21 protein-coding genes and 1 pseudogene are annotated in these 21483 nt (G+C 66.6%); 18 read left to right on the top strand and 4 right to left on the bottom strand.

Annotated elements, in window-relative coordinates; translation table 11 throughout:
- Positions 1-170: 170 nt before the first annotated feature.
- The 3 genes from panP to ACREYQ_RS08130 all read right to left on the bottom strand — a co-directional run bounded on the left by panP (position 171) and on the right by ACREYQ_RS08130 (position 2930).
- Complete coding sequence (panP, locus tag ACREYQ_RS08140; RefSeq protein WP_432260221.1) at positions 171-1823, bottom strand: pyridoxal-dependent aspartate 1-decarboxylase PanP; 1653 nt, start codon at positions 1821-1823, stop codon at positions 171-173.
- 175 nt (positions 1824-1998) lie between these two features.
- Positions 1999-2217 (bottom strand): hypothetical protein, encoded by a 219-nt coding sequence (locus ACREYQ_RS08135; protein WP_432260220.1) that lies wholly within the window; start codon positions 2215-2217, stop codon positions 1999-2001.
- 410 nt (positions 2218-2627) lie between these two features.
- Positions 2628-2930, bottom strand: a complete 303-nt coding sequence (locus ACREYQ_RS08130) for a hypothetical protein (protein WP_432260219.1) — start codon at positions 2928-2930, stop codon at positions 2628-2630.
- Between the two features lies 1 nt (position 2931).
- On the opposite strand from ACREYQ_RS08130, the pseudogene ACREYQ_RS08125 reads away from it, so the two are divergent.
- Positions 2932-3645, top strand: a pseudogene (locus ACREYQ_RS08125) (DNA-binding protein); the annotation flags it as partial.
- Entirely contained in the window at positions 3629-3874 is a 246-nt protein-coding gene (locus tag ACREYQ_RS08120; RefSeq protein WP_432260218.1) for an H-NS histone family protein, read from the top strand. The pseudogene ACREYQ_RS08125 and the gene ACREYQ_RS08120, both read left to right, overlap by 17 nt.
- Before the next feature lie 212 nt (positions 3875-4086).
- Here the strand turns inward: ACREYQ_RS08120 and ACREYQ_RS08115 are convergent, their stop codons facing one another.
- Positions 4087-5121, bottom strand: coding sequence for a HoxN/HupN/NixA family nickel/cobalt transporter (locus ACREYQ_RS08115; RefSeq protein ID WP_432260217.1), 1035 nt, complete (start codon positions 5119-5121; stop codon positions 4087-4089).
- 337 nt (positions 5122-5458) lie between these two features.
- Here ACREYQ_RS08115 and ACREYQ_RS08110 point away from each other — a divergent pair, with 337 nt between their 5' ends.
- The 16 genes from ACREYQ_RS08110 (at position 5459) to ACREYQ_RS08035 (ending at position 21463) form a co-directional block, all read left to right on the top strand.
- Entirely contained in the window at positions 5459-6514 is a 1056-nt protein-coding gene (locus ACREYQ_RS08110; protein WP_432260216.1) for a hypothetical protein, read from the top strand.
- Between the two features lie 37 nt (positions 6515-6551).
- Complete coding sequence (locus ACREYQ_RS08105; protein WP_432260215.1) at positions 6552-8363, top strand: nickel-dependent hydrogenase large subunit; 1812 nt, start codon at positions 6552-6554, stop codon at positions 8361-8363.
- Positions 8363-8941, top strand: a complete 579-nt coding sequence (locus ACREYQ_RS08100; RefSeq protein WP_432260214.1) for a NifU family protein — start codon at positions 8363-8365, stop codon at positions 8939-8941. The genes ACREYQ_RS08105 and ACREYQ_RS08100 overlap by 1 nt, the downstream gene beginning before the upstream one ends.
- Positions 8938-9600 carry a DUF5947 family protein gene (locus ACREYQ_RS08095; protein ID WP_432260213.1) on the top strand — a complete coding sequence of 221 codons (663 nt, stop codon included), beginning with the start codon at positions 8938-8940 and terminating at the stop codon, positions 9598-9600. The genes ACREYQ_RS08100 and ACREYQ_RS08095 overlap by 4 nt, the downstream gene beginning before the upstream one ends.
- Complete coding sequence (locus tag ACREYQ_RS08090) at positions 9593-10240, top strand: DUF6084 family protein (protein ID WP_432260212.1); 648 nt, start codon at positions 9593-9595, stop codon at positions 10238-10240. The genes ACREYQ_RS08095 and ACREYQ_RS08090 overlap by 8 nt, the downstream gene beginning before the upstream one ends.
- Positions 10237-11667, top strand: a complete 1431-nt coding sequence (locus ACREYQ_RS08085) for a hypothetical protein (RefSeq protein ID WP_432260211.1) — start codon at positions 10237-10239, stop codon at positions 11665-11667. Before ACREYQ_RS08090 ends, ACREYQ_RS08085 begins: the two co-directional genes overlap by 4 nt.
- Positions 11664-12215, top strand: coding sequence for a hydrogenase maturation protease (locus ACREYQ_RS08080; protein ID WP_432260210.1), 552 nt, complete (start codon positions 11664-11666; stop codon positions 12213-12215). Before ACREYQ_RS08085 ends, ACREYQ_RS08080 begins: the two co-directional genes overlap by 4 nt.
- 31 nt (positions 12216-12246) lie before the next feature.
- Positions 12247-12351, top strand: coding sequence for a DUF6893 family small protein (locus ACREYQ_RS08075; RefSeq protein WP_432260209.1), 105 nt, complete (start codon positions 12247-12249; stop codon positions 12349-12351).
- A gap of 29 nt (positions 12352-12380) precedes the next feature.
- Positions 12381-14840 (top strand): carbamoyltransferase HypF, encoded by a 2460-nt coding sequence (gene hypF / locus ACREYQ_RS08070; RefSeq protein ID WP_432260208.1) that lies wholly within the window; start codon positions 12381-12383, stop codon positions 14838-14840.
- Positions 14831-15118 (top strand): HypC/HybG/HupF family hydrogenase formation chaperone, encoded by a 288-nt coding sequence (locus ACREYQ_RS08065; RefSeq protein WP_432260207.1) that lies wholly within the window; start codon positions 14831-14833, stop codon positions 15116-15118. The genes hypF and ACREYQ_RS08065 overlap by 10 nt, the downstream gene beginning before the upstream one ends.
- Before the next feature lie 88 nt (positions 15119-15206).
- A complete protein-coding gene (locus tag ACREYQ_RS08060; protein ID WP_432260206.1) occupies positions 15207-15896 on the top strand; it encodes a D-sedoheptulose-7-phosphate isomerase in 690 nt (229 codons plus the stop codon).
- Positions 15893-17104 (top strand): hydrogenase formation protein HypD, encoded by a 1212-nt coding sequence (gene hypD, locus ACREYQ_RS08055; RefSeq protein WP_432260205.1) that lies wholly within the window; start codon positions 15893-15895, stop codon positions 17102-17104. Before ACREYQ_RS08060 ends, hypD begins: the two co-directional genes overlap by 4 nt.
- On the top strand, positions 17097-18164 hold the full coding sequence (gene hypE / locus ACREYQ_RS08050; protein ID WP_432260204.1) for a hydrogenase expression/formation protein HypE: 1068 nt from the start codon (positions 17097-17099) through the stop codon (positions 18162-18164). Before hypD ends, hypE begins: the two co-directional genes overlap by 8 nt.
- Before the next feature lie 36 nt (positions 18165-18200).
- Positions 18201-18530 (top strand): hydrogenase maturation nickel metallochaperone HypA, encoded by a 330-nt coding sequence (gene hypA / locus ACREYQ_RS08045; protein WP_011153999.1) that lies wholly within the window; start codon positions 18201-18203, stop codon positions 18528-18530.
- Between the two features lie 143 nt (positions 18531-18673).
- Positions 18674-19546: a hydrogenase nickel incorporation protein HypB gene (gene hypB, locus ACREYQ_RS08040; RefSeq protein ID WP_432260203.1), complete on the top strand. Its 873-nt coding sequence runs from the start codon at positions 18674-18676 to the stop codon at positions 19544-19546.
- Positions 19547-19960: 414 nt separating this feature from the next.
- On the top strand, positions 19961-21463 hold the full coding sequence (locus ACREYQ_RS08035; RefSeq protein ID WP_432260202.1) for a tripartite tricarboxylate transporter permease: 1503 nt from the start codon (positions 19961-19963) through the stop codon (positions 21461-21463).
- Positions 21464-21483: the final 20 nt, after the last annotated feature.

The raw sequence follows: 21483 nt of genomic DNA, 5'->3' as shown, positions 1-21483 counted from the left end.
CGGCATGTTGTCCAAGCTGGAGAATGGCAAGGGCGTCAATCTCGCGCACGCCCTACGGGTGCTGGATACCGGAGGGCCCACCGAATCTACGAGTCAGTCAATGACGGTACCCGGCGGACCGTAACCAGCGACACACGACTCACGAATGGCACCCGCCAGCTGCAAATGCCTCACGCGACGCCAGACGCCCCCACCAGTGCCATCAGCGGCGCCATGCAAGGGCTGGCAGCCGCCAGCGCGCGCTGTTCGTCGAGGATGTCCTGCAGGATGGCATGCGTCGTATCCGGGTTGGCCAGCACCACGCGGAAGACGGCAATCGGGCGGCCACCCCACTGTGTCGACATCAACTGCGTGCGCGATACGAACGAGCGGCCGGCATCGCGCTGCATTTCCTGAATGCCGATGGTCAGCGCATCGAGCGCGTCCAGGATCTTCTCGCGCGTGTCGGCCGAAGCCGTTGCCAGCGCGGCACGCACGGTCTCGGGCACATGGCGATAGGTCAGGATGCAAAGCTGCGGGTGGCTGTCGAGCTCGAAATCCGGCTGCTGCGCAATCAGGGACGCAAAGTAGCGGGCGTTATCGATGCTGCGATCGATCAACTGCGCCAACCCCTTGCGACCGAGCAGATGAAGGTTCGCATAGAGCATGACTGCCGCCGCGCCGCGCGATCCTTCGAGCGTATGGCGCCCCAGGTCCACCGAGCCCTTGCGCACGATGTAGTTCGCCTGCTGGATGATTTCCTGCGTCCACGCCGGGCTCCGGAACAGCACCATGCCGGCACCCATCGGCACGTAGAACTGCTTGTGCGCATCGATGACGACGGAATCGGCACGCTCGATGCCCGCGAAGCGCCAGCGCTCGCGCTCCGACAGCAGTGTTGCGCCGCCCCATGCCGCATCCACGTGGAAATGGCAGCCGGCCTCCTGAGCAACATCCGCAATCGCCTCGAGCGGATCGACCGCGCCCGTCTCCGTCGTCCCCGCTATGCCGACGATCGCCATCGGCCGGATGTTGCGCTGCTGCAGGTCACGCATGGTGTCGCGCAGCAGGTCGATGCGCATGCGACCGTCTGCATCGACCCCGACCGGCACGAGATTGTCGCGCCCGATGCCAAGGACATCGGCTGCCTTTCCCAACGAGTAGTGCCCGCGCTCCGAGACGATGATCGCAAGCCCGTCATGGCCGTAATGACGCAGCGCAGCCACCAGTCCGGCGCGATGGATGCCGGCGAAGCCATCACGCGCGCCCAGCAAATTGTTGCGGCTCGCCCATAGCGCGGTGAGGTTGGCGACCGTGCCGCCAGAACAGATCGCGCCGAGCGCGTGGTCGGCATTGTGCAGCCACCTCGCATAGAACGCGCTGTCTTGCGCAAACACCAGATTGTGCAGCATGCCGATGACCTGGCGCTCGAGCCCGGTCAGCGCGCCCGAGGTCTCGAGCTTCACGACGTTCTGGTTCAGCGCTGCCACCACCTTGGCCAGCGAGGGCATGAACGACGGCAGCGACGACGTCATGTGTCCGACGAAAGTGGGCGATGCCACGGGCATCACGTGCCGAAACACGTCGTTGAGCAGATGATCGGCATGCGCTTGCGGCGATGTCGGAGTCTCGGGCAGTTCAACCGACGCGAATGCCGCCTCGCGTGTGGCGCACGCGCCAACCGGATCAAAACGCTCGCCCGCAAAAAAATCCGCCGGATGCTCGGCGATCAATCGCTCGAGTAAATCGAATGCGCCCCGATCCGCGTCGAACCAGCGCAAGGGGCAGTCGTCGCCCCCGTCCGTGCTTTGTGAGGTCTCTTCGCGAGAGATGTCCGGCTTCATTTGCATCACCCAGTTCAATCCTGTAGCGCCATGGTGCGCCGGGCATTATGCCGGATCCGACTCTAGCGGGTGAGTATCCATGCCAAAAGCAAAAACCCCACACTCTGGGAAAGTGTGGGGTTTGGCAGAGCGGAACCTGGTTTGGGGAGGGTGCCCCAACCGGGATCTGCAGTCCTCAGAGGGCGGCGCGGTCGGACGCAATGTAGTACCTGGCGCCGTCCGTATAGGTGTCGAATTTGCCGCTTTTTGCGCCGTCAGTGTAAACATCGTACTTCCCAGACCGCGCGCCGTCAGTGTAAGTATCGAACTTGCCACTCTTGGCAAACACCGGAGCAGCCGCCAGGGTGGCAGCGAGTGCGGCGACAGCGACTAGGGCACGGCGATTGGTATTCATGGCTAACCTCATTCTTCAAACTGGTGAATGCCATTCCTTTGGCAGTGTTGTTGCACTGCGGCATTCGATGAGCGCCATATTAGGGATTTCCCTTGTGGCGGTAAACCCTTACGCTCACAATGATCGGTTTCAAAACCCACAATAATCTGCCCTGAACCGGAAAAATTCTGGCTGACGCGACCGGCATGGATCGATCAACGCAGGTCGACCTGCTGGTCAGTCATGTGCGAGCCGGCGGTGTGGCGCAGCCAGTGCGCCGAGGCGCTGGCCAGCACCCCGGCTTGCGGTTCCCATTCCGGCCCGCGCCCCCGCAGGCGCTCTGCGGCAATGTGCGGCCATGCCGAACACTTCCTTCAGAATCAGGTGCAGCGCGCCGCGTGACAGCGGTTTCTCGCTGCCCACTTTTCCAATCACCGGCGGCACCAGGGGCGCGTCTCCCCGAACTGCGGCGTAGGCGGCAACTCGTGGGCGCGGCGGTAGCGCGCCAGTTCGCCAATCAACTCGTCGGTCGCCGGCACCAGTCGGGTTTTGTTGCCTTCGCCGGCCACCTCGAGCCACCAGCGCTCGTTGCCCTGGGCATCGCGCCGGCAGATGAACGCGCCCATGTGGCTGGCTGTCAGCTCGGAGGCGCGCAAGCCGCCCAGATAGAGCACCGTCAGCACCCAGCGGCAGCGCGCCGCGTGCAGGCGTTCGCATGCGGTGTCAGTCGGCATGGCCGCCACCGGCGAGCTTGCTACGCCGCGCGCCGAGGCCCGCCATGCGGCCTGCGCCGCGGGGGCCGGGCGCGATGCGGCCCGGGCCGAGAACGTGGCCGCACTGGAAGAGATCGCGGCCATCTCGGCGCAGCTGGCCGAGGCGCGCCAGACGCACGCTGCCGTGCAGGCGGAGTTGACCGCCGAGCGCCAGGCTCACGCCGCGACCCAAGCCAGGCTGGAAGCGGGCAGGGGGGAACTGGACGCCACCGGGCGGCAGCTGGCGGAACTGCGCACTCAGTTCTCGACTGAGCTCGATCGGGCCCGCGAGCAGGTGACCCTCGTGCAGGAACGGGCCGAGGCCAGCGAGCGGCGCACATTGCGCGAACTGGTGGTGGCGGCCGCGGCGCTGGCCGATCGGCTCGCCGCCGCCGAGCAGGCGCAGTGCAAATCCGTCAACGACCTGGACACCGTGCAGGCGGACCTGGCCGCGGCGCAGCGCCGGACCGAACGCGCCGAAGCCGAAGCAGCATTGGTGCGCCAGTTGCTGGCAGAATTGCGTGTGGCGCCCAAGCGAGACGGTGGTGCGCGGCGCAAGGCCGGGGGCAGCGCGCCGAGCAACAAGCCGGGTGACAAGCCGGGAAAAACTGGACGAAATCAGAGGGCGCTTACGGTATCCCTCACGCCGGAAGACGGCAGCGACAGCAGTAACAGGAACGATGACAGCCAACAATGAGCGGGCGGCGGCGATCCGCTGGATCCAGGACCAGATGGCCGACTATGGGCTGACGATAGAAGATCTGAACGCGGCGGGGTGCTTCGATCAGCCGCCTCCGCCACCTCCGCCGGCGGTCTGCTACCGCAACGCCCAGGGAATGAGCTGGGACGGGCAGGGCGAGATGCCGGACTGGCTGCGGCGAGCGGTCAATGCGGGGCAGAGCATGGAGTTTTTCCGGTTGGGGTAGTTGGCTGACCAAAGCGAATCCAAAGCGCTATTTCCGCACATTTCCGCACATCGGCGATTTGCCGATAACCGTTGCCTTATCGGGAGTTCCTGCGGCTAGTCTTTTGTCGATTCGACTGGCAAACGATTGATCATTCCCGATGTGCCTTCGAACTCGCCGTGCGAAGCGGGTTAGTGGTGAGGTCAGGTAACGTGCCAAGTCCGCCGCAGGGATCAGTCGGCCGGCTGTAGCTTGTGCGCCAGAGCGGACATGCTCCATACCACGACGAACGTGCCCATGATGACCAGTCCGGCCAGGCCGAATTCATCGTTCGCCTTGCCCAATTGCAGCCAGAAGGCACTGCCCGATTCGAGGCGGGCCGCCACGCCTGTCAGCTGTACGACACCGACCACGATCGCGATGATCACCGACAGGAAGGTGACACTCATGTTGTAGTACAGCTTGCGGACGGGCTGGTCCAGGGCCCAGCCGTACGCACCGAGCATCAGGATGCCGTCGGTCGTATCGACCAGCGCCATGCCGGCGGCAAACAGCAGCGGGAACAGCAGGATCGATGCGGGCGCCAGGCCCTTCGACGCCTCCGTCGCGGCAATGCCGAGCAGGCCGATCTCCGTGGCGGTGTCGAAGCCGAGCCCGAACAGCAAGCCGAGCGGATACATGTGCCAACTGCGCGTGACCATCCGGAACATCGGACAGTACAGGCGCGCCAGCAGGCCGCGGTCATTGAGCAGGCGGTCCGGCTCCTCGGCGGCGCCGGCCTTGCCGGTGTGCAATTGCCACCAGGCCCGGCACAGCGAGCGCAGCACCACGAGGTTCATCAGGGCGATGGCAATCAGGAAGCCGGTCGACACCCCTATGCCGATCATGCCGCCGATTTCGCGGAACGGACCGGTGCGCTGGTGCAGCGCGGAGGCCGCCATGACGATCGCGATGGAGCCGAACAGCACGACCGTGGAATGCCCCAGCGAGAACATGAAGCCCACCGCCAACGGTGTCTTGTGCTCCTGCATCAGTTTGCGCGCGACGTTGTCGATGGCGGCGAGGTGGTCCGCATCGACGGCATGGCGCAGGCCCAGCGTGTAGGCCAGCAGCGCGGTCCCGAGCATCATCGGATTGCGGTGAAAGGCGAAGACGGCCACGCCCCAGGCGCCAACGTTGACTGCCAGCAGGACCGCGTAGATGTCCCGTGTCCTGGACCGCGCGTCGACCTGGGAGTCGTCTAGCAGGCATGACAGGATCGGTCTCATAGGGGGGGCCTTATCACCGTGGCAATTCCCTTAAGTTAGGCGCTTTTGCCCCAACCGGCCAATGAGATTCGACGCGGATATTGCGATGCAGCATGGCGGCCCGCTGCAGGCGGGGCACGGTTGCACTGTGGCTCCCCGGATCGAGATCGCTGTCCTATACTCGTGAAGTATTTATAGGCCCATCACGCTGGGCAAGAATTACTGTCCCCGCAGCAAACCTGACTTTCTGCGCCATTGTTGACGGCGCTTCGCTCGCTTGCTGGATCCGCGGATGCCGTGCATCGATCCCACGGGTCATTGAGAGTCAAAGAACGCGGTCAGCAGTGCGAGGCAGATCATGGCAGAACAGGCCGTTCCCTATGGGCGCAAGACTCAGCACACGCCCGCCCTCAAGGAAGTCCATATCCTCTGGATCACCGCCGGTCTTGGCTGCGACGGCGATTCCGTTTCCATTACGGCAGCAAGCCAGCCCAGCGTCGAGGACGTGGTGCTTGGCGCGATTCCCGGCCTGCCGAAGGTGCATCTGCATAACCCGGTCCTGGCCTATGAAAACGGCGACGAATTCATGGCGCCGTTCCACAAGGCCGCCCGCGGCGAAATCGATAACTTCGTGCTGGTGCTTGAAGGGTCCATTCCCAATGAGCGCATCAACGGCGAGGGCTATTGGGCAGCGATGGGCACCGACCCCCAGACCCACCAGCCCATCACGATTCCCGAATGGCTGGACCGGCTCGCGCCCAAGGCGCTGGCCGTGGTGGGGGCGGGCACTTGCGCCACCTATGGCGGCATCCACGCCATGCAAGGCAATCCAACCGGCTGCATGGGCCTGGCGGACTACCTCGGCTGGCAGTGGAAATCCCGTGCCGGCCTGCCCATCGTGAACGTGCCGGGCTGCCCCGTGCAGCCTGATAACTTCATGGAAACGCTGCTGTACCTGCTGTACCAGCTGGCGGGCCTCGCGCCGATGATCCCGCTGGACGAGGCGCTGCGCCCGAAATGGCTCTTCACGCGCACCGTGCACGATGGCTGCGATCGCGCCGGCTCGTACGAGCAGGCCATCTTCGCCACCGAGTACGGCAACCCGAACTGCATTGTCAAGCTTGGCTGCTGGGGGCCGGTGGTGCAATGCAACGTACCAAAGCGGGGCTGGATCGCCGGCGTCGGCGGGTGTCCCAACGTGGGCGGGATCTGCATCGGCTGCACCATGCCCGGCTTCCCGGACAAGTTCATGCCGTTCATGGATGAGCCGCCTGGAGCCGTGCTGTCGTCGAACCTGATCAAAAGCTACGGCCCGCTGATTCGCAGCCTGCGCAAGCTGACCAAGGACACGCTCAATGATGAGCCGAAGTGGCGGCACAACCAGCCAGTTCTCACGACCGGCTACCGCGGATAAGCGGCGGGAACGCGCATTCTAAGATTTGGAGGTGGTCATGGCCACAATCGCTGCTGCTGGTGCCACGCCGCGCGCCCAAGCCGTGCCGGGCAAGCTGGTCGAGATGAACTGGGATCCGATCACCCGGATCGTCGGCAGCCTCGGCATCTATACCAAGATTGATTTCGAGAACCGCCGCGTGGCCGAATGCTACAGCACGTCGTCCATCTTCCGCGGCTACAGCATCTTCATGAAGGGCAAGGATCCGCGCGATTCCCACTTCATCACCAGCCGCATCTGCGGCATCTGCGGCGACAACCACGCCACCTGCTCGGTCTACGCGCAGAACATGGCCTATGGGGTGAAGCCGCCGCCCATCGCGGATTGGATCATCAATCTGGGCGAGGCGGCCGAATACATGTTCGACCACAACATCTTTCAGGACAACCTGGTCGGCGTCGATTTCTGCGAGCAGATGGTCCGCGAGACCAACCCCGGCGTGTGGGAGAAGGCGAAGACCGCAGAGGCGCCGCACGCGGCCGAGCATGGCTATCGCACTATTGCGGACATCATGACGGCGCTCAACCCGTTTACCGGGGAGTTCTACCGCGAGACATTGCTGGTCAGCCGGTATACGCGCGAGATGTTCTGCCTGATGGAAGGGCGCCACGTGCATCCGTCCACACTCTATCCCGGCGGGGTGGGCACCGTGCCGACCATCCAGCTGTTTACCGACTACATCACGCGCCTGATGAAGTACGTCGAGTTCATGAAAAAGGTGGTGCCGCTGCACGACGACCTGTTCGACTTCTTCTATGAAGCACTGCCGGGCTACGAGGAGGTGGGCAGGCGCCGAATCCTGCTCGGCTGCTGGGGATCTTTCCAGGATCCGAACGTCTGCGACTACAACTACCGCACCATGACCAAATGGGGGCGCGGGATGTTCGTCACGCCCGGCGTGGTGGTCGACGGCGAACTCCTCACGACCGACCTGGTCGACATCAACCTCAACATCCGCATCCTGCTCGGCAGCTCTTTCTACCAGGACTGGGACCACGAGGACACCTATGTCCAGGCCGACCCCCTCGGCAACGCGGTGGATCGCAAGCATCCATGGAACCAGACCACGCTGCCGCGCCCGCAAAAGCGCGACTTCGGCGGCAACTACACGTGGGTCATGTCGCCGCGTTGGCTGGACAAGCGCACCGGCGACCATCTGGCGCTGGACACCGGCGGCGGCCCGATCGCGCGGCTGTGGGCCACCGCGCTCGCGGGGCTGGTCGACATCGGGTACATCAAGTCCACTGGCCATAGTGTGAAGATCTACCTGCCGCGCACCGCGCTCAAGGGGGAAGTCGAATTCGAGTGGAAGATCCCCAAGTGGAGCAACGCCATCGAGCGCGATCGCGCCCGCACGTATTTCCAGGCGTATTCCGCCGCGGCGGCGCTGTATTTCGCCGAGCAGGCGCTGGCCGAACTGCATGCCGGGCATACCCGCACCTTCACCGAGTTCAAGGTGCCCGACGAAGCGATCGGCTGCGGCTTCCATGAGGCCGTGCGCGGTGTGCTGTCGCATCACCTGGTCATCCGCGACGGCAAGATTGCGAACTATCACCCGTACCCGCCGACGCCCTGGAACGCCAATCCGCGGGATATCTACGGCACGCCCGGTCCCTATGAGGACGCGGTGCAGAACACGCCGATCTTCGAAGAAAACGGGCCGGAGAAGTTCAAGGGTATCGACATCATGCGCGCGGTGCGCAGCTTCGACCCTTGCCTGCCGTGCGGCGTGCATATGTACGTGGGCAACGGCAAGACCATCGAGCAGTCGCATTCTTCGACCTTCGGCGTGATGGCGGGGGCGCACTGATGAGCGATGCCCGCACGGTCCAGGCGCAGCAGCAGCGCATCGAGGCGATGATCGCGGCACTGGAGAGCGTGGACGACAACCAGGCCAGCGCACTCGCGAGGGAACTGCTGCGGGTGGTGCTTGATCTGCATGCGGGCGGGCTCGCGCGAGTGATGGAGATCGTATCCATGGCGGGCAACCAGGACAATCCGGTCATCGAAGCACTGGTACGGGACCCTGCTGTCTGCGCACTGCTCAACCTGCACGGCCTGCATCCGCACGACTTGACCACACGCGTGGCGCGCGCGGTGGAGCACGTGCGGGCCGCGCTGGGCACCCAGGGCGTGACGATCGAACTGCGCGATGCCGCCGAGGAAGCCGTGCGCGTGCAGGTGTCGGGGCGACTGCAAGGCCGGCACGCGTCGCCCGAGTCGCTGCGGCAAGAGATCGAGCAGGCCATCTTCGAGCAGGCGCCGGAAGTGGTGCGTGTCGACATCGCAGGGTTGGCCGACATCGACGTGCACGAACTGCGCTTTGTCCCGGCCAGGGAGCTGCGCGGCCCGGACAGGCAAGGTCGGGTCGGGGGTGGCCAGCCATGAGCGCGGGACCGTTGCCAGAGGCGCGGCCCGGCGTACAGATGTGCGGCGGCTGGGTGGCGCGCCTGCGCCGGTTCACGCGCAAGGCCGACTACGCGCAATGCGAGCTGTGCGGCGCGTCCATCGTCGCGGACCATGCCCACCTGTTCGACACCACACGGCGCCAATTGCACTGCTGCTGCCGGGCATGCGCGCTGCTGTTCGGCAGCCAGCAGGGGTCCCGCTATCGCCCGGTGCCACGAGCAGGCCGCTATCTGGATGGGTTCCGGATGAGCGACGCCCAGTGGGACGCGCTGGCGATCCCCATCGACGTGGCATTCTTCTTCGTTGACTCGGGGGCCGCGCACGTCGTCGCGCTCTATCCGGGGCCGGCCGGCGGCACGCGCTCGCAGCTCGGTCTGGCGGCCTGGGACGACCTCGTTGCCGACAATCCGGAGCTCGCTCGCATGTGTCCCGACGTGGAAGCGCTGCTCGTCTATCGCGCGCAAGGCGCCAGGGACTATTTCCTCGCGCCCATCGACCAGTGCTATGCGCTGACCGGGCTGATCCGCGCGCGCTGGCGCGGCGTGTCGGGGGGCAAGCCGGCGTGGGAGGCGATCCGGGGCTTCGTTGCCGCGCTCAAGGCAACGGGCCGCGTGCCGGAGGGCCTGCTCCATGCCTGACCTCACGTTCAGCATCTGCGCGGCCGAGGTGGCGCCGTTCGCCGCCGTGCCGCTGCTGCTGTTCAAGCTGCAGATCGCTAACGCGCCCGCCGGCGAGGAGATCGCCAGCGTCACGCTGCAATGCCAGATCCAGATCGAGGCGACCCGGCGCCGCTATGCGCCCGCCGAGCACGATGGCCTGCAGGACCTGTTCGGCGCGCCGCAACGCTGGGCGCAGACCCTGCGCACGATGCTGTGGACGCATGCGACCGTGATCGTGCCGGCGTTCTCGGACACCTGCATTATCGACCTGCCAGTGCCGTGCAGCTTCGACTTCAACATCGCGGCGACCAAGTACTGCCATGCGCTGCAGGACGGCGAGATCCCGCTAATGCTGCAGTTCAGCGGCACCGTCTTCTATCGCAACGCGGACGACGCGCTGCAGGCGGCGCCCGTGCCCTGGCACAAGGAGGCCGCGTTCCGGCTGCCGGTGGCGGTGTGGCAGGACATGATGGCGCGCTATTACCCGAACGGCGCGTGGCTGTGCCTGCAGTGCGAAGTCTTCGACCGGCTCGGCCGCTACAAGGCGCAGCAGGGCCTGGCGACCTGGGAGCGGGCGCTGGACGCGCTGCTTGACGGCGCCGAGGAGAAGGCATCGTGAACCAGGTCGACAGCCTGATCCAGGCGGTGCTCTACGAGGGCTACATGCTGTATCCCTACCGGGCGTCGGCGGTCAAGAACCGCCAGCGCTGGACGTTCGGCGGCGTCTATCCGCGCGCGTATTCGGTGGCGTCGGGCAGCGATCCCTGGATGACGCAGACTGAATGCCTGCTGTGCGGCGACGCCGATGCGCGCGTCACGGTGGCACCCGGGTTCTTGCAGGTCGCCGACCGGAACGTGCTGGCCGCGTCGGAGGACCTCTCGGAAGGCGGCACCGGAAATACAACTCCGTGGCGGGTGGTGCCGGTGCTGGACGTCGACGACCGCCGCTTTCATCCGTGGCAGGAAGCCGTCGAGCGGCGGCTTGCGCTGCCGTCCATGCGGCTGGGCGAGCTGCTTGATGCGTCTCGGATCGAACCGTTCGCCTTTGCCGGGAGCGCCGAGATCGAATTGCTGGCCGATCGCGAAGGCGTGGCACGCGGCGCGCTGCGCCGCACGCATGCCGCGCTCGTCGGCCATGTGGGGGTGGGCGCCGAGCGGGTCGATGACCGCGTGTGCAGGCTCACCGTCCGCATCGTCAACCTGACGCCGCTGGCGGACGCAGGGGCGCTCACGCGGGACGCCGCGTCGGTGTATGCGCTGGTATCGTGCCACATGGTGCTGTCCCTGGAGCAAGGCTGGTTCCTGTCGTCGATGGATCCGCCTCGCGCGCTCACCGAGGCGTCGGCAGCGTGCCGCAACATCGGCACATGGCCCGTGCTGGTCGGTCAGGACGGGGGGGAGGGCGAGGGCGGGCATCGCACGATGCTGGCGTCGCCGATCATCCTCTACGATTTCCCGCAGATCGCGCCCGAGAGCGCCGGAGACCTGTTCGACGCCACCGAGATCGACGAAATCCTGACGCTGCGCATCCTCGCCATGACCGACGACGAGAAGCGCGAGATGGCCGCCACCGACGAGCGCGCGCGCGCGCTGCTGGCGCGCACCGAGCAGCTCGGGACGCAGCAGTTGCAAAAGCTGCACGGCGCCATGCGCCACATCCGCGGGGGCGCGGAACTGACCGAGGTGCCGGACCTGTCGGGCGATCCCGGCGCGCTGAACGCATCCGGCACGCCTGCTTCGCCATGGGCTGGCCTTGAGGCCGGCCCGCGCCTGGCCTGCCTGCGGGTCGGTGGCATGGAGATTCGGGTGGGCGACCACGTCCGGCTCCGGCCGCGCTCGCGTGCGGACATCTTCGACATGGCCCTGAACGGCCAGTTGGCCACCATCGAATCCATCGAGCGCGATCTCGAAGACCGCGTGCACGTGGCCGTGACCGTCGACTGTGACCCCGGCAAGGACTTTGGGCTCGCGCGCATGCCGGGACATCGCTTCTTCTTCCGCCCGGACGAGATCGAGCCGCTGGGCGGCGCGGAGGCACAGGCATGAGCGGCATCCTGGTCGCGGGCATCGGCAACGTATTCCTCGGCGACGACGGCTTTGGGGTCGAAGTGGTGCAGCGCCTCGGCGCCCGCCAGGCCGCGCATGCATTGCCGCCGTTTCCCGAAGGCGTAGTGGTGGCCGACTTCGGCATCCGCGGCATCGACCTGTGCTACGCGTTGCTCGACGGGGTGGACGCCGCCATCCTGGTCGATGCCACGCAACGCGGCGGGGCGCCCGGCAGCCTCTACGTGATCGAGTTGCCGATGGACGCGCAGGACGGCGACGGCGCTGGCGATCCGTACGCGTCGCCCGTGCTGATGTCGCCGCATGAGATGAATCCGGCCCTCGTGCTGCGCGCGCTGCGGATGATGGGCGGCACTTGCGCGGACGTTGTGGTGATCGGGTGCGAGCCCGCCGACTTCGGGCTCGGCGAGGGCGAAGAGGGCCGGATCGGCCTGAGCGAGCCGGTGGCGGCAGCGGTGGACCGCGCCGTTGCAATGATCGAGGCAATGGTCGGGCGCAAGGCCGGGCAATTGTATGGACGGCCGGCGTAGGCGCGGTGGCCGTGTTCCTTGTGCAGGAGGCATGATGAAAGGCTTTCTCAAGTACCTGGTCCTGCCGGCGCTGGTGGTCGCGCTGGTGGCCAATATAAAGGACATCCGGCGTTATATCCGGATACGCAGCATGTAGCTGCGCATCGCGCACACCCAAGGCACGCCATGCAAGCCTGCGCACTGCCAGCCCGGGACCGGTCCGCCGCGGTAGGGCCACGCGGCGAGGAGATCCGCGTGCGCGGCATGGTGCAGGGGGTCGGGTTCCGGCCCACCGTATGGCGGCTCGCACACGATTGCGGGCTGTCCGGCTCCGTGCGCAACGACAGCGATGGCGTGCAGATCCGCGCCTGGGGCGACGCCGTGGCGCTGGACCGCTTCATTGCGCGGCTGCGGGACGAGTGCCCGCCCCTGGCGCGCATCGACGCCATCGAGCGCCGCGTCCTGGCGCAGGATGCCGAGGGCGCGGACCTGGGTGGCTTTCGCATTGTTGCCAGCGTGGGCGGGCCGGTGCGGACCGGCGTGGTACCGGACGCCAAGGTCTGTAGTGCCTGCATCGCCGATGTCGGCGACCCGCTGAACCGGCGCTATCGCTATCCGTTTGCCAACTGCACGCATTGCGGCCCGCGCCTGTCGATCGTGCGCGCGATTCCCTACGACCGCGCCAACACGGCCATGGCCGCGTTCCCGATGTGCCCGGCGTGCCTTGCCGAGTATGAAGACCCGGCCGACCGCCGCTTCCACGCGCAGCCGCTGGCCTGCGCGGCCTGCGGACCCCAGGTGTGGCTCGAGCACGCAGGCGGGCCGCTGGCCGCCGGCCCCGACGACGCGATCCGCGCGGCGTGGGCGCTCCTGCGCGACGGCGGGATCGTCGCCATCAAGGGCATCGGCGGGTTCCAGCTGGCCTGCGATGCCTGCAACCCCGTGGCAGTGGCGCGCCTGCGCCAGCGCAAGCGGCGCGAGCGCAAGCCGTTCGCACTGATGGCGCGCGACCTGGCGGTGATCCGCCAATACAGCGAGCCGACCGCGGCCGAATGTGGGTTGCTGCAAAGCCCGGCGGCACCCATCGTGATCGTCCAGGCGCGCAGCGACCGGCAGGGTGCGCCCCTGGCGCCCGACGTCGCGCCCGGCATCGCCGCGCTGGGGTTCATGCTGCCGGGCACACCGCTGCACTGGCTGCTGATGGCGATGGCCGACCGCCCGATCGTGCTGACCAGCGGCAACGCCAGCAACGAGCCCCAGTGCACGGAGAACGCCGACGCGCGCATGCGCCTCGGCGCGATCGCCGATGCGTTCCTGATGCATGACCGTGACGTGGTCCGGCGCGTGGATGACTCAGTGGCGCGCGTCGTGCTGGACGTGCCCCGGGTGATGCGGCGCTCACGCGGATATGCGCCCGCGCCGCTGCCGTTGCCGCCGGGCTTCGCTGCCGCGGCGCCGGTGCTGGCCATGGGCGGCGAACTCAAGAACACGTTCTGCCTGATGCGCGCGGGCGAGGCCATCCTGTCCCACCATATGGGCGACCTGGAAGACGCGCTGACCCATGCCGACTACCGCCGCGCGCTGACGCAATACATGGCGTTGTTCGAGCATGACCCGCATCTGGTCGCGGTGGACATGCATCCCGAGTACCTGTCCGCCAAGATCGGCCGCGACCTGGCACGGCAGGGGCAGCTGCCGGTTGCGCAGGTGCAGCATCATCACGCGCATATCGCCGCGTGCATGGCGGAGAACGGCGTGGCCCTGGGCGCCGGCCCCGTACTGGGCGTGGCGCTGGATGGCATCGGGTACGGTGTCGATGGCAGTCTATGGGGTGGCGAATTCCTGTTGGCGGACTACCGGGACTTCACGCGGCTGGCCTGCTTCAAGCCAGTGGGGATGCCCGGCGGTGAGCGCGCGATCCACGAGCCGTGGCGCAATACCTACGCACATCTGGCTGCCGCGGTCGGGTGGGATACCCTGATCGCCCGGCATGCCAGCCTGGCGCTTGTACGCTTCCTGGCAACGCGTCCGCGCGAGGTACTGGACGCCATGCTTGCGCGCAGCATCAACAGCCCGCTGGCCAGCTCGGCCGGGCGGCTGTTCGATGCGGTGGCGGCGGCCGCAGGCGTCTGCCCCGAGCGGGCATGCTACGAAGGGCAGGCCGCCATGGAGTTCGAGGCGCTGGCCGATCGCCGCACGCTGAGCGAGGAAGACGATGGCAGTGCCTATCCGTTCGCCATCGTGCCGGGCACGCCGGCCTGCCTGGAGCCGGGCCCGATGTGGGTGGCCCTGCTGGCTGACCTGGCGCGCGCTACGCCGGCGCCGCTGATCAGCGCGCGCTTCCACAAGGGGCTGGCGATCGCCATCGCGAGCATGGTCGCGTACCTGGCGGACTGCCCGGGCGCGGGGTGCCGCGCGGTGCCGGTGGCCCTGTCCGGCGGTGTGTTCCAGAACCGCATCCTGCTCGAACAGGTCGTCACGCGGCTTTCCGCGCAAGGCTGCCGGGTGCTGACGCACAGCCAGGTACCCGCCAATGACGGCGGCCTCTCGTTCGGGCAGGCGGCCATCGCCGCCGCGCGGTCCCTGGCGGGCGCAGACGTTGCAGGCCAGGCAAACGCGGCCTATCGGAGTGCAACATGTGCCTAGGTATCCCCGGACAGATCCTGGAAGTGCGCGACGCCGCCAATGCATTGGCGATGGTCGAGGTCGGCGGCGTGCGGCGCCTGATCAATATCGCCTTCATCGTGGACGACGAGCACAAGGCCGAGGCTTGCGTGGGTGAATGGGTGCTGGTCCACGTGGGCTTTGCCATGAGCCGCCTGGACGAGGCGGAGGCGGCGCGCACGCTGGCGCTGCTGCATGAACTCGGCATTGCGCAGGCCGAATTCGACGAGATGCGCGCGGGGTCGCCGGCCCCGCCATAGCGAGCGGGCGGGGGCAGGAGAAGAGGGCGGGAGAAGAGGGCGGGAGCAAAGCTGGGACGGCAGGTATCACGTAGCAAGGAGACGCGGCATGCCCGGGGAAACACCACTGCAAGGGCTATATCCATTCCTGCACGGAGAGCGGCAGGACGGCGCCAGGCTTGACGCAGCCTTACTTGCTTCCGTGCAGCAGAAGGCCAGCGACAGCATTGACGCCAAGCGCCGCTTCTTCGAGCAGAACGGGCCCGCGGTGGTGGCGGTGGCCCAGGCAATTGCCTTGACCTACCGCAACGGCGGCCGGTTGTTTGCCATGGGCAACGGCGGGTCGAGCTGCGACGCGGCGCATATCGCGGTGGAGTTCCTGCATCCCGTCACGGCGGGCCGGCCGGCGCTCGCGGCCGTCAACCTCGTCGCGGATACGGCGATGATGACCGCAGTTGGGAACGACGTGGGCTTTGCCCACGTCTTCGTGCGCCAGCTGGTGGCGCAGGCGCGGCGCGGCGACGCGCTGATCGGTGTCTCGACCAGCGGCAACTCGGAAAATCTGCTCGCGGCCTTCGCCAAAGGCAAGGAGATGGGTCTGGCGACCATCGGCCTGTCTGGTCACGACGGCGGCCGCATGGCGGCGAGCGCGGACCTCGATCACTGCCTGGTGGTGGACAGCGACAGCATTCACCGGGTGCAGGAAACCCATGTTGCGATCTACCACATCCTGTGGGATCTGGTGCACACGTTGCTCGCCGAGGACCGCGGCGGGCTGGCCGCAGGAGGCGCGCGATGAAGTACGTCGACGAATTCCGCGATCCCGCCAAGGCGCAGGCGCTGGCGCGGGAAATCCGCGAGCTGGTGGCAGGCATGGGCCGCGCCAGGCGGCGCCCGCTGCAGATCATGGAGGTGTGCGGCGGCCATACGCATACGATTTTCCGCTACGGCATCCAGCAACTCTTGCCTGACGAGGTGGAGTTCGTGCATGGCCCGGGGTGCCCGGTATGCGTGCTGCCGATGGGGCGCGTCGACGACTGCGTGGCGCTGGCCGAGCGCCCCGAAGTGATATTCACGACGTTCGGCGACGCCATGCGCGTGCCCGGCTCCCGCAAGAGCCTGCTCAAGGCCAAGGCGGATGGCGCCGACGTGCGGATGGTCTACTCGCCGCTCGACGCGCTGGCGCTCGCGCGCAACCACCCGGACCGCGAAGTGATCTTCTTCGGCCTGGGCTTCGAGACCACCATGCCGAGCACCGCCATGACCGTTCTGCGCGCGCGGGCTGAGGGCGTGCGCAACTTCTCGCTGTTCTGCAACCACATCACGATCATCCCGACCATCAAGGCCATTCTCGATTCCCCTGACCTGCAGATCGACGGCTTCCTCGGTCCGGGCCATGTCAGCATGGTGATCGGCACGCAACCGTACGAGTTTATCGCCCGGCACTACCGCAAGCCGATCACCGTGGCAGGCTTCGAGCCGCTGGACGTGCTGCAGTCGATGTGGATGGTGCTCAGGCAGATCGCGCAGGGCCGCTGCGAAGTGGAGAACCAGTACGGCCGGATCGTGCCGGCAGCGGGCAATGCGCAGGCGCTGGCGGCGATCCAGGAAGTGTTCGAGCTGCGCGAGTTCTTCGAATGGCGCGGACTGGGATCGATCGACTTCTCGGGTGTGCGGATGCGCGAGGCATTCTCCGCGTTCGACGCCGAGCGCAAGTTCACCGTGCCCGACGTCAAGATCGCCGACCCCAAGGCCTGCCAGTGCGGCGAGGTGCTCAAGGGTGTGATCAAGCCCCATCAATGCAAGGTGTTCGGCACCGCCTGCACGCCGGAGTCGCCGCTGGGGTCGCTGATGGTCTCGAGCGAGGGCGCCTGCGCGGCGTACTACCATTACTGCCGCATCGACACCTCCCGGCTCGGGCGACATGGCGCGCGAGCGGCCGGGCAAGCGGCAACCAGGGATGCCGTTGCCAACGAGCCGGCCGCAGCGGGAGCCGGCCATGAATGACCATGTTCCGGTCCCGCCGGCACGCGCGGCGCGCGTGCGGGACACGACCATCAACCTGGCCCACGGAAGCGGCGGCCGAGCGATGCGAGACCTGATCGAAGACGTGTTCGTGAGCACCTTCGACAATCCCGCGCTGGCCGCGCTAGAGGACCAGGCTGTGTTCCCGCTGGCCAGCCTGGCAGCCCTCGGCGACCGGCTGGCCTTCACCACCGACAGCTACGTGGTTGATCCGCTGTTCTTTCCCGGCGGCGACATCGGCACGCTTGCCGCGTCGGGAACCGTGAACGACCTCGCGGTGTGCGGCGCGACGCCGCTGTTCCTGTCGTGCGGCGTGGTGCTGGAGGAAGGCTTGCCGGTCGACACCTTGCGCCGGGTCGCAGCCAGCATGCAGCGCGTCGCACGGGCAGCCGGCGTCGCGATCGTCACGGGCGATACCAAGGTGGTCGAGCGCGGCAGCGCGGACAAGCTGTTTATCAATACGGCCGGGATCGGCGTGGTGCGCGCTGGGCTATCGATCTCCGCGCGCCATGCGCGTGCGGGAGACGTGGTTCTCGTCAATGGCTATCTTGGCGACCATGGCGCGGCGATCCTGGTGGCACGCCAGCAGCTCGCACTTGAGGCCGACCTGCAAAGCGACTGCCGCCCGCTCAACGGGCTGGTCGCGGCGATGCTCGGCGCCTGCCCCGATATCCACTGCTTGCGCGACGCCACGCGCGGCGGCGTGGCGACGGTGCTCAACGAGTTCGCGCAGGCCTCCGGCGTGGCCATCCGCATCCGCGAGGTGGAGGTGCCGCTGCGCGAGGCTGTCAAGGGAGCGTGCGAGATCCTCGGGCTGGATCCGCTGTACCTGGCCAACGAAGGGATCCTGGTGGCCATAGTGCCGCCGGAGGATGCCGCGCGCGTGCTGGCGGCCATGCGCGCGCATCCAGATGGCAGGCAGGCGGCAGCCATCGGCGAAGTGGAGCCGGGGCCGGCGGGGCTGGTGGTTCTGCACACCGGCTTTGGCGGGCAGCGAGTTGTCGACATGCTGGTGGGCGAGCAGCTGCCGCGGATCTGCTGAGCGGCCGCACCCGGTGGACAGCAAGCAAAGGCCGACATGCACGAACTAAGTATCGCGAACAGCGTGGTCGAGATCTGTGCCGAGCAGGCGCGGGGCGCGCGCGTGCTCTGGGTGCAGCTCGAGATCGGCCGGCTATGCGCGGTGATGCCGGATGCTATCCGGTTCTGCTTCGACGTGTGTGCGAAGGATACGGCGGTGGAAGGCGCGGAGCTGGAGATCGTGGAGACTCCCGGCGTGGCGCGCTGCTTGGCCTGCGGCGCCGAGTTGGAGATCGCGGTGCCGTTCGGGCAGTGCGCGTGCGGCAGCGAGAACCTGGAGTTGATCTCCGGGCAGCAATTGAAGATCCGGCGGATGGAGGTGGCGTGATGTGCACGACTTGCGGTTGCGGCGATACGACAGGCGCAGTGGTCTCGGGCCCGGCGGTGGAAGGTGAGCCGGCGCCAACAGGCGGCGCGGGACAGGGCGTGGTGCATGCGCATCCGTATCCGGATGCCGTGTCACCCGGGGCCGTGCAGGAGGCCGGCGGCATGGTGTTGCGCAAGCATCCCGCCGACGATCATGCCGGCCACGCGGCTGCCCTCCTGCATGCGCCCATGCATCCGCGTGCGGTGCATTACCACGACCATCCACACGGGCATGCGCACGCTCATCCCCACGAACGCGCCCACGAACATGCCCACGAACATGCCCACATCCACGGCACCTCCGTCGTCATCGAGCAGGACATCCTTGCCAAGAACCAGTGGATCGCGCAGCGCAACCGCGGCTGGCTGGCGGGGCGCTCCATTGTCGCGCTGAACCTCGTCAGTTCGCCAGGGGCCGGCAAGACCACGCTGCTGGAGCGGACCATCCGCGACCTCGGCCCGACGCTGCCGTTGACGGTGATCGAAGGGGATCAGGCCACGCTGAACGACGCGCAGCGCATCCGCGCGGCCGGCTGCCGCGCGATCCAGGTCAATACCGGCACGGGCTGCCACCTGGATGCAGACATGATCTCGCGCGCGCTGACCGCTCTCGATCCGCCGCCGCATTCAGTTGTCATGATCGAAAATGTGGGCAACCTTATCTGCCCGGCACTGTTCGACCTTGGGGAGCAGGCCAAGGTGGTGATCCTCTCCGTGACCGAAGGCGAAGACAAGCCGCTTAAGTATCCGCACATGTTCCGTGCCAGCAGCCTGATGCTGATGACCAAGACGGACCTGCTGCCGTATGTGAGCTTCGACGTGGCACGCTGCCTCGCCTGTGCGCGCCAGGTCAATCCGGACATCGCGATCCTACAGGTGTCGGCACTGTCTGGCGCGGGCATGGATGACTGGTATCTCTGGCTTCGTACTGCCTTCGGCGGGCGTACCGCGCCGCCTGAGGATGCGGTTCCAGCGTGACCAGGCATCCAAGGCAATACTGATCAGGCCAATCCCGTCCGTCAGAAAAGCCAGGTTCATGGTGTAGCGCACCACGCCGTCGCGGCGCTCCCGCGCTTCCGTGTGAAGCATCATGAGGTGCGGTATTGTCCACCTGCGCTAGCGCAGCGGATCGGGACATACCCCTGAGTCATGACGATTGAAAGCTGGCTGAAAGATCGGCTCACTACGGTTCGATCCATCCCTGCGGGCATGCGGCTGCATGCCAGGAACACCCTGCGCCTGGGCGCTGCGCACAGTGCCGCATTTCATGTACTTTGAGGAGAATCGTTTTGCGCCTACGCGGCCAAATGGACTAGCCTCCGGCCTGATGTTCATCCTGGTCGGGTTGGACTGTGGCCGGCTTTCATTACTGGTTAAGGAGTCGGCCAAAAAATGGAACTATTCGAACACCTGGCCCTTGGATTCTCCACGGCGCTAACGCTGCAGAACCTTGCCTACTGCTTCCTCGGCTGCGTGCTCGGTACGCTGATCGGCGTGCTGCCGGGCATCGGTCCGCTGGCCACCATCGCCATGCTGCTGCCGGTGACCTATACGCTGCCGCCGGTAGCCGCGCTGATCATGCTGGCCGGCATCTACTACGGCGCGCAATATGGCGGCTCCACCACCGCCATCCTGGTCAACCTGCCGGGCGAGTCGTCATCGGTGGTGACCACCATCGATGGCTACCAGATGGCGCGGCGGGGACGAGCGGGGGTGGCGCTGGCCACCGCCGGCATCGGCTCCTTCTTCGCCGGCTGCGTGTCTACGCTGATCCTGGCTGCGTTTGCCACGCCGCTGTCGGAACTGGCGTTCAAGTTCGGTCCCGCCGAGTACTTCTCGCTGATGTGCCTGGGCCTGATCGGCGCCGTAGTGCTGGCCTCCGGTTCTCTCCCAAAGGCAGTGGCAATGATCGTGCTGGGGCTTCTGCTGGGCCTGGTCGGCACCGACGTGAACTCGGGCGCCGCGCGTTTCTCCTTTGATATCCCTGAACTGACCGATGGCGTCGACTTCGTCGCGCTGGCCATGGGCATGTTCGGCTTTGCCGAGATCATCGCCAACCTCGAACAGAAAGAACACCGCGAGACCTTTACCGATCACGTCACCAATCTATGGCCCTCCAAGGCGGACTTCAGGCGCATGGCACCCGCAGTGCTGCGCGGTACCGCGCTGGGCTCCATTCTGGGCATTCTGCCCGGCGGCGGTGCGGCGCTGGCTTCGTTCGCAGCTTACTCGCTGGAAAAGAAGACCTCGAAGTACTCGCATGAGTTCGGCAAGGGTGCGATCGAAGGCGTGGCGGGTCCGGAATCGGCCAACAACGCCGCGGCGCAGACCTCCTTCATCCCGCTGCTGACGCTGGGCATTCCGCCCAACGCGGTGATGGCGCTGATGGTGGGTGCGATGACCATCCACAACATCCAGCCCGGCCCGCAGGTCATGACCAGCAACCCCGCGCTATTCTGGGGCCTGATCGCCTCGATGTGGATCGGCAACCTGATGCTTATCATCCTGAACCTGCCGCTGATCGGCATCTGGGTCAAGCTGCTGCAAGTGCCTTACCGCTACCTGTACCCAGCCATCCTGGTGTTCTGCTGCATTGGCGTCTTCTCGGTCAACAACCAGACCTTCGACGTCTTCACCGCGGCTGGCTTCGGTGTGATCGGCTACCTGTTCATCAAGCTCCAGTGCGAGCCGGCACCACTGCTGCTGGGCTTTGTGCTGGGACCGATGATGGAGGAGAACTTCCGCCGGGCGCTGTTGCTGTCGCGCGGGACGTTCACTGTGTTCGTGACCCGTCCGCTGTCGCTCAGCCTGCTGATTGCCGCCGCGCTGCTGGTTGGCATCGTTGCCCTGCCATCGATCAAAGCCAAGCGCGAGGAAGCGTTCCAGGAAGAGTAGTGCCCAAACGCGAAGGACCT

Origin of the sequence: Cupriavidus sp. TMH.W2 (assembly GCF_050847365.1) — a bacterium.
Taxonomy (GTDB): Bacteria; Pseudomonadota; Gammaproteobacteria; order Burkholderiales; family Burkholderiaceae; genus Cupriavidus.
The sequence above is the reverse complement of the archived record's forward strand: the minus strand, read 5'-3'. Positions and strand labels throughout refer to the sequence as shown.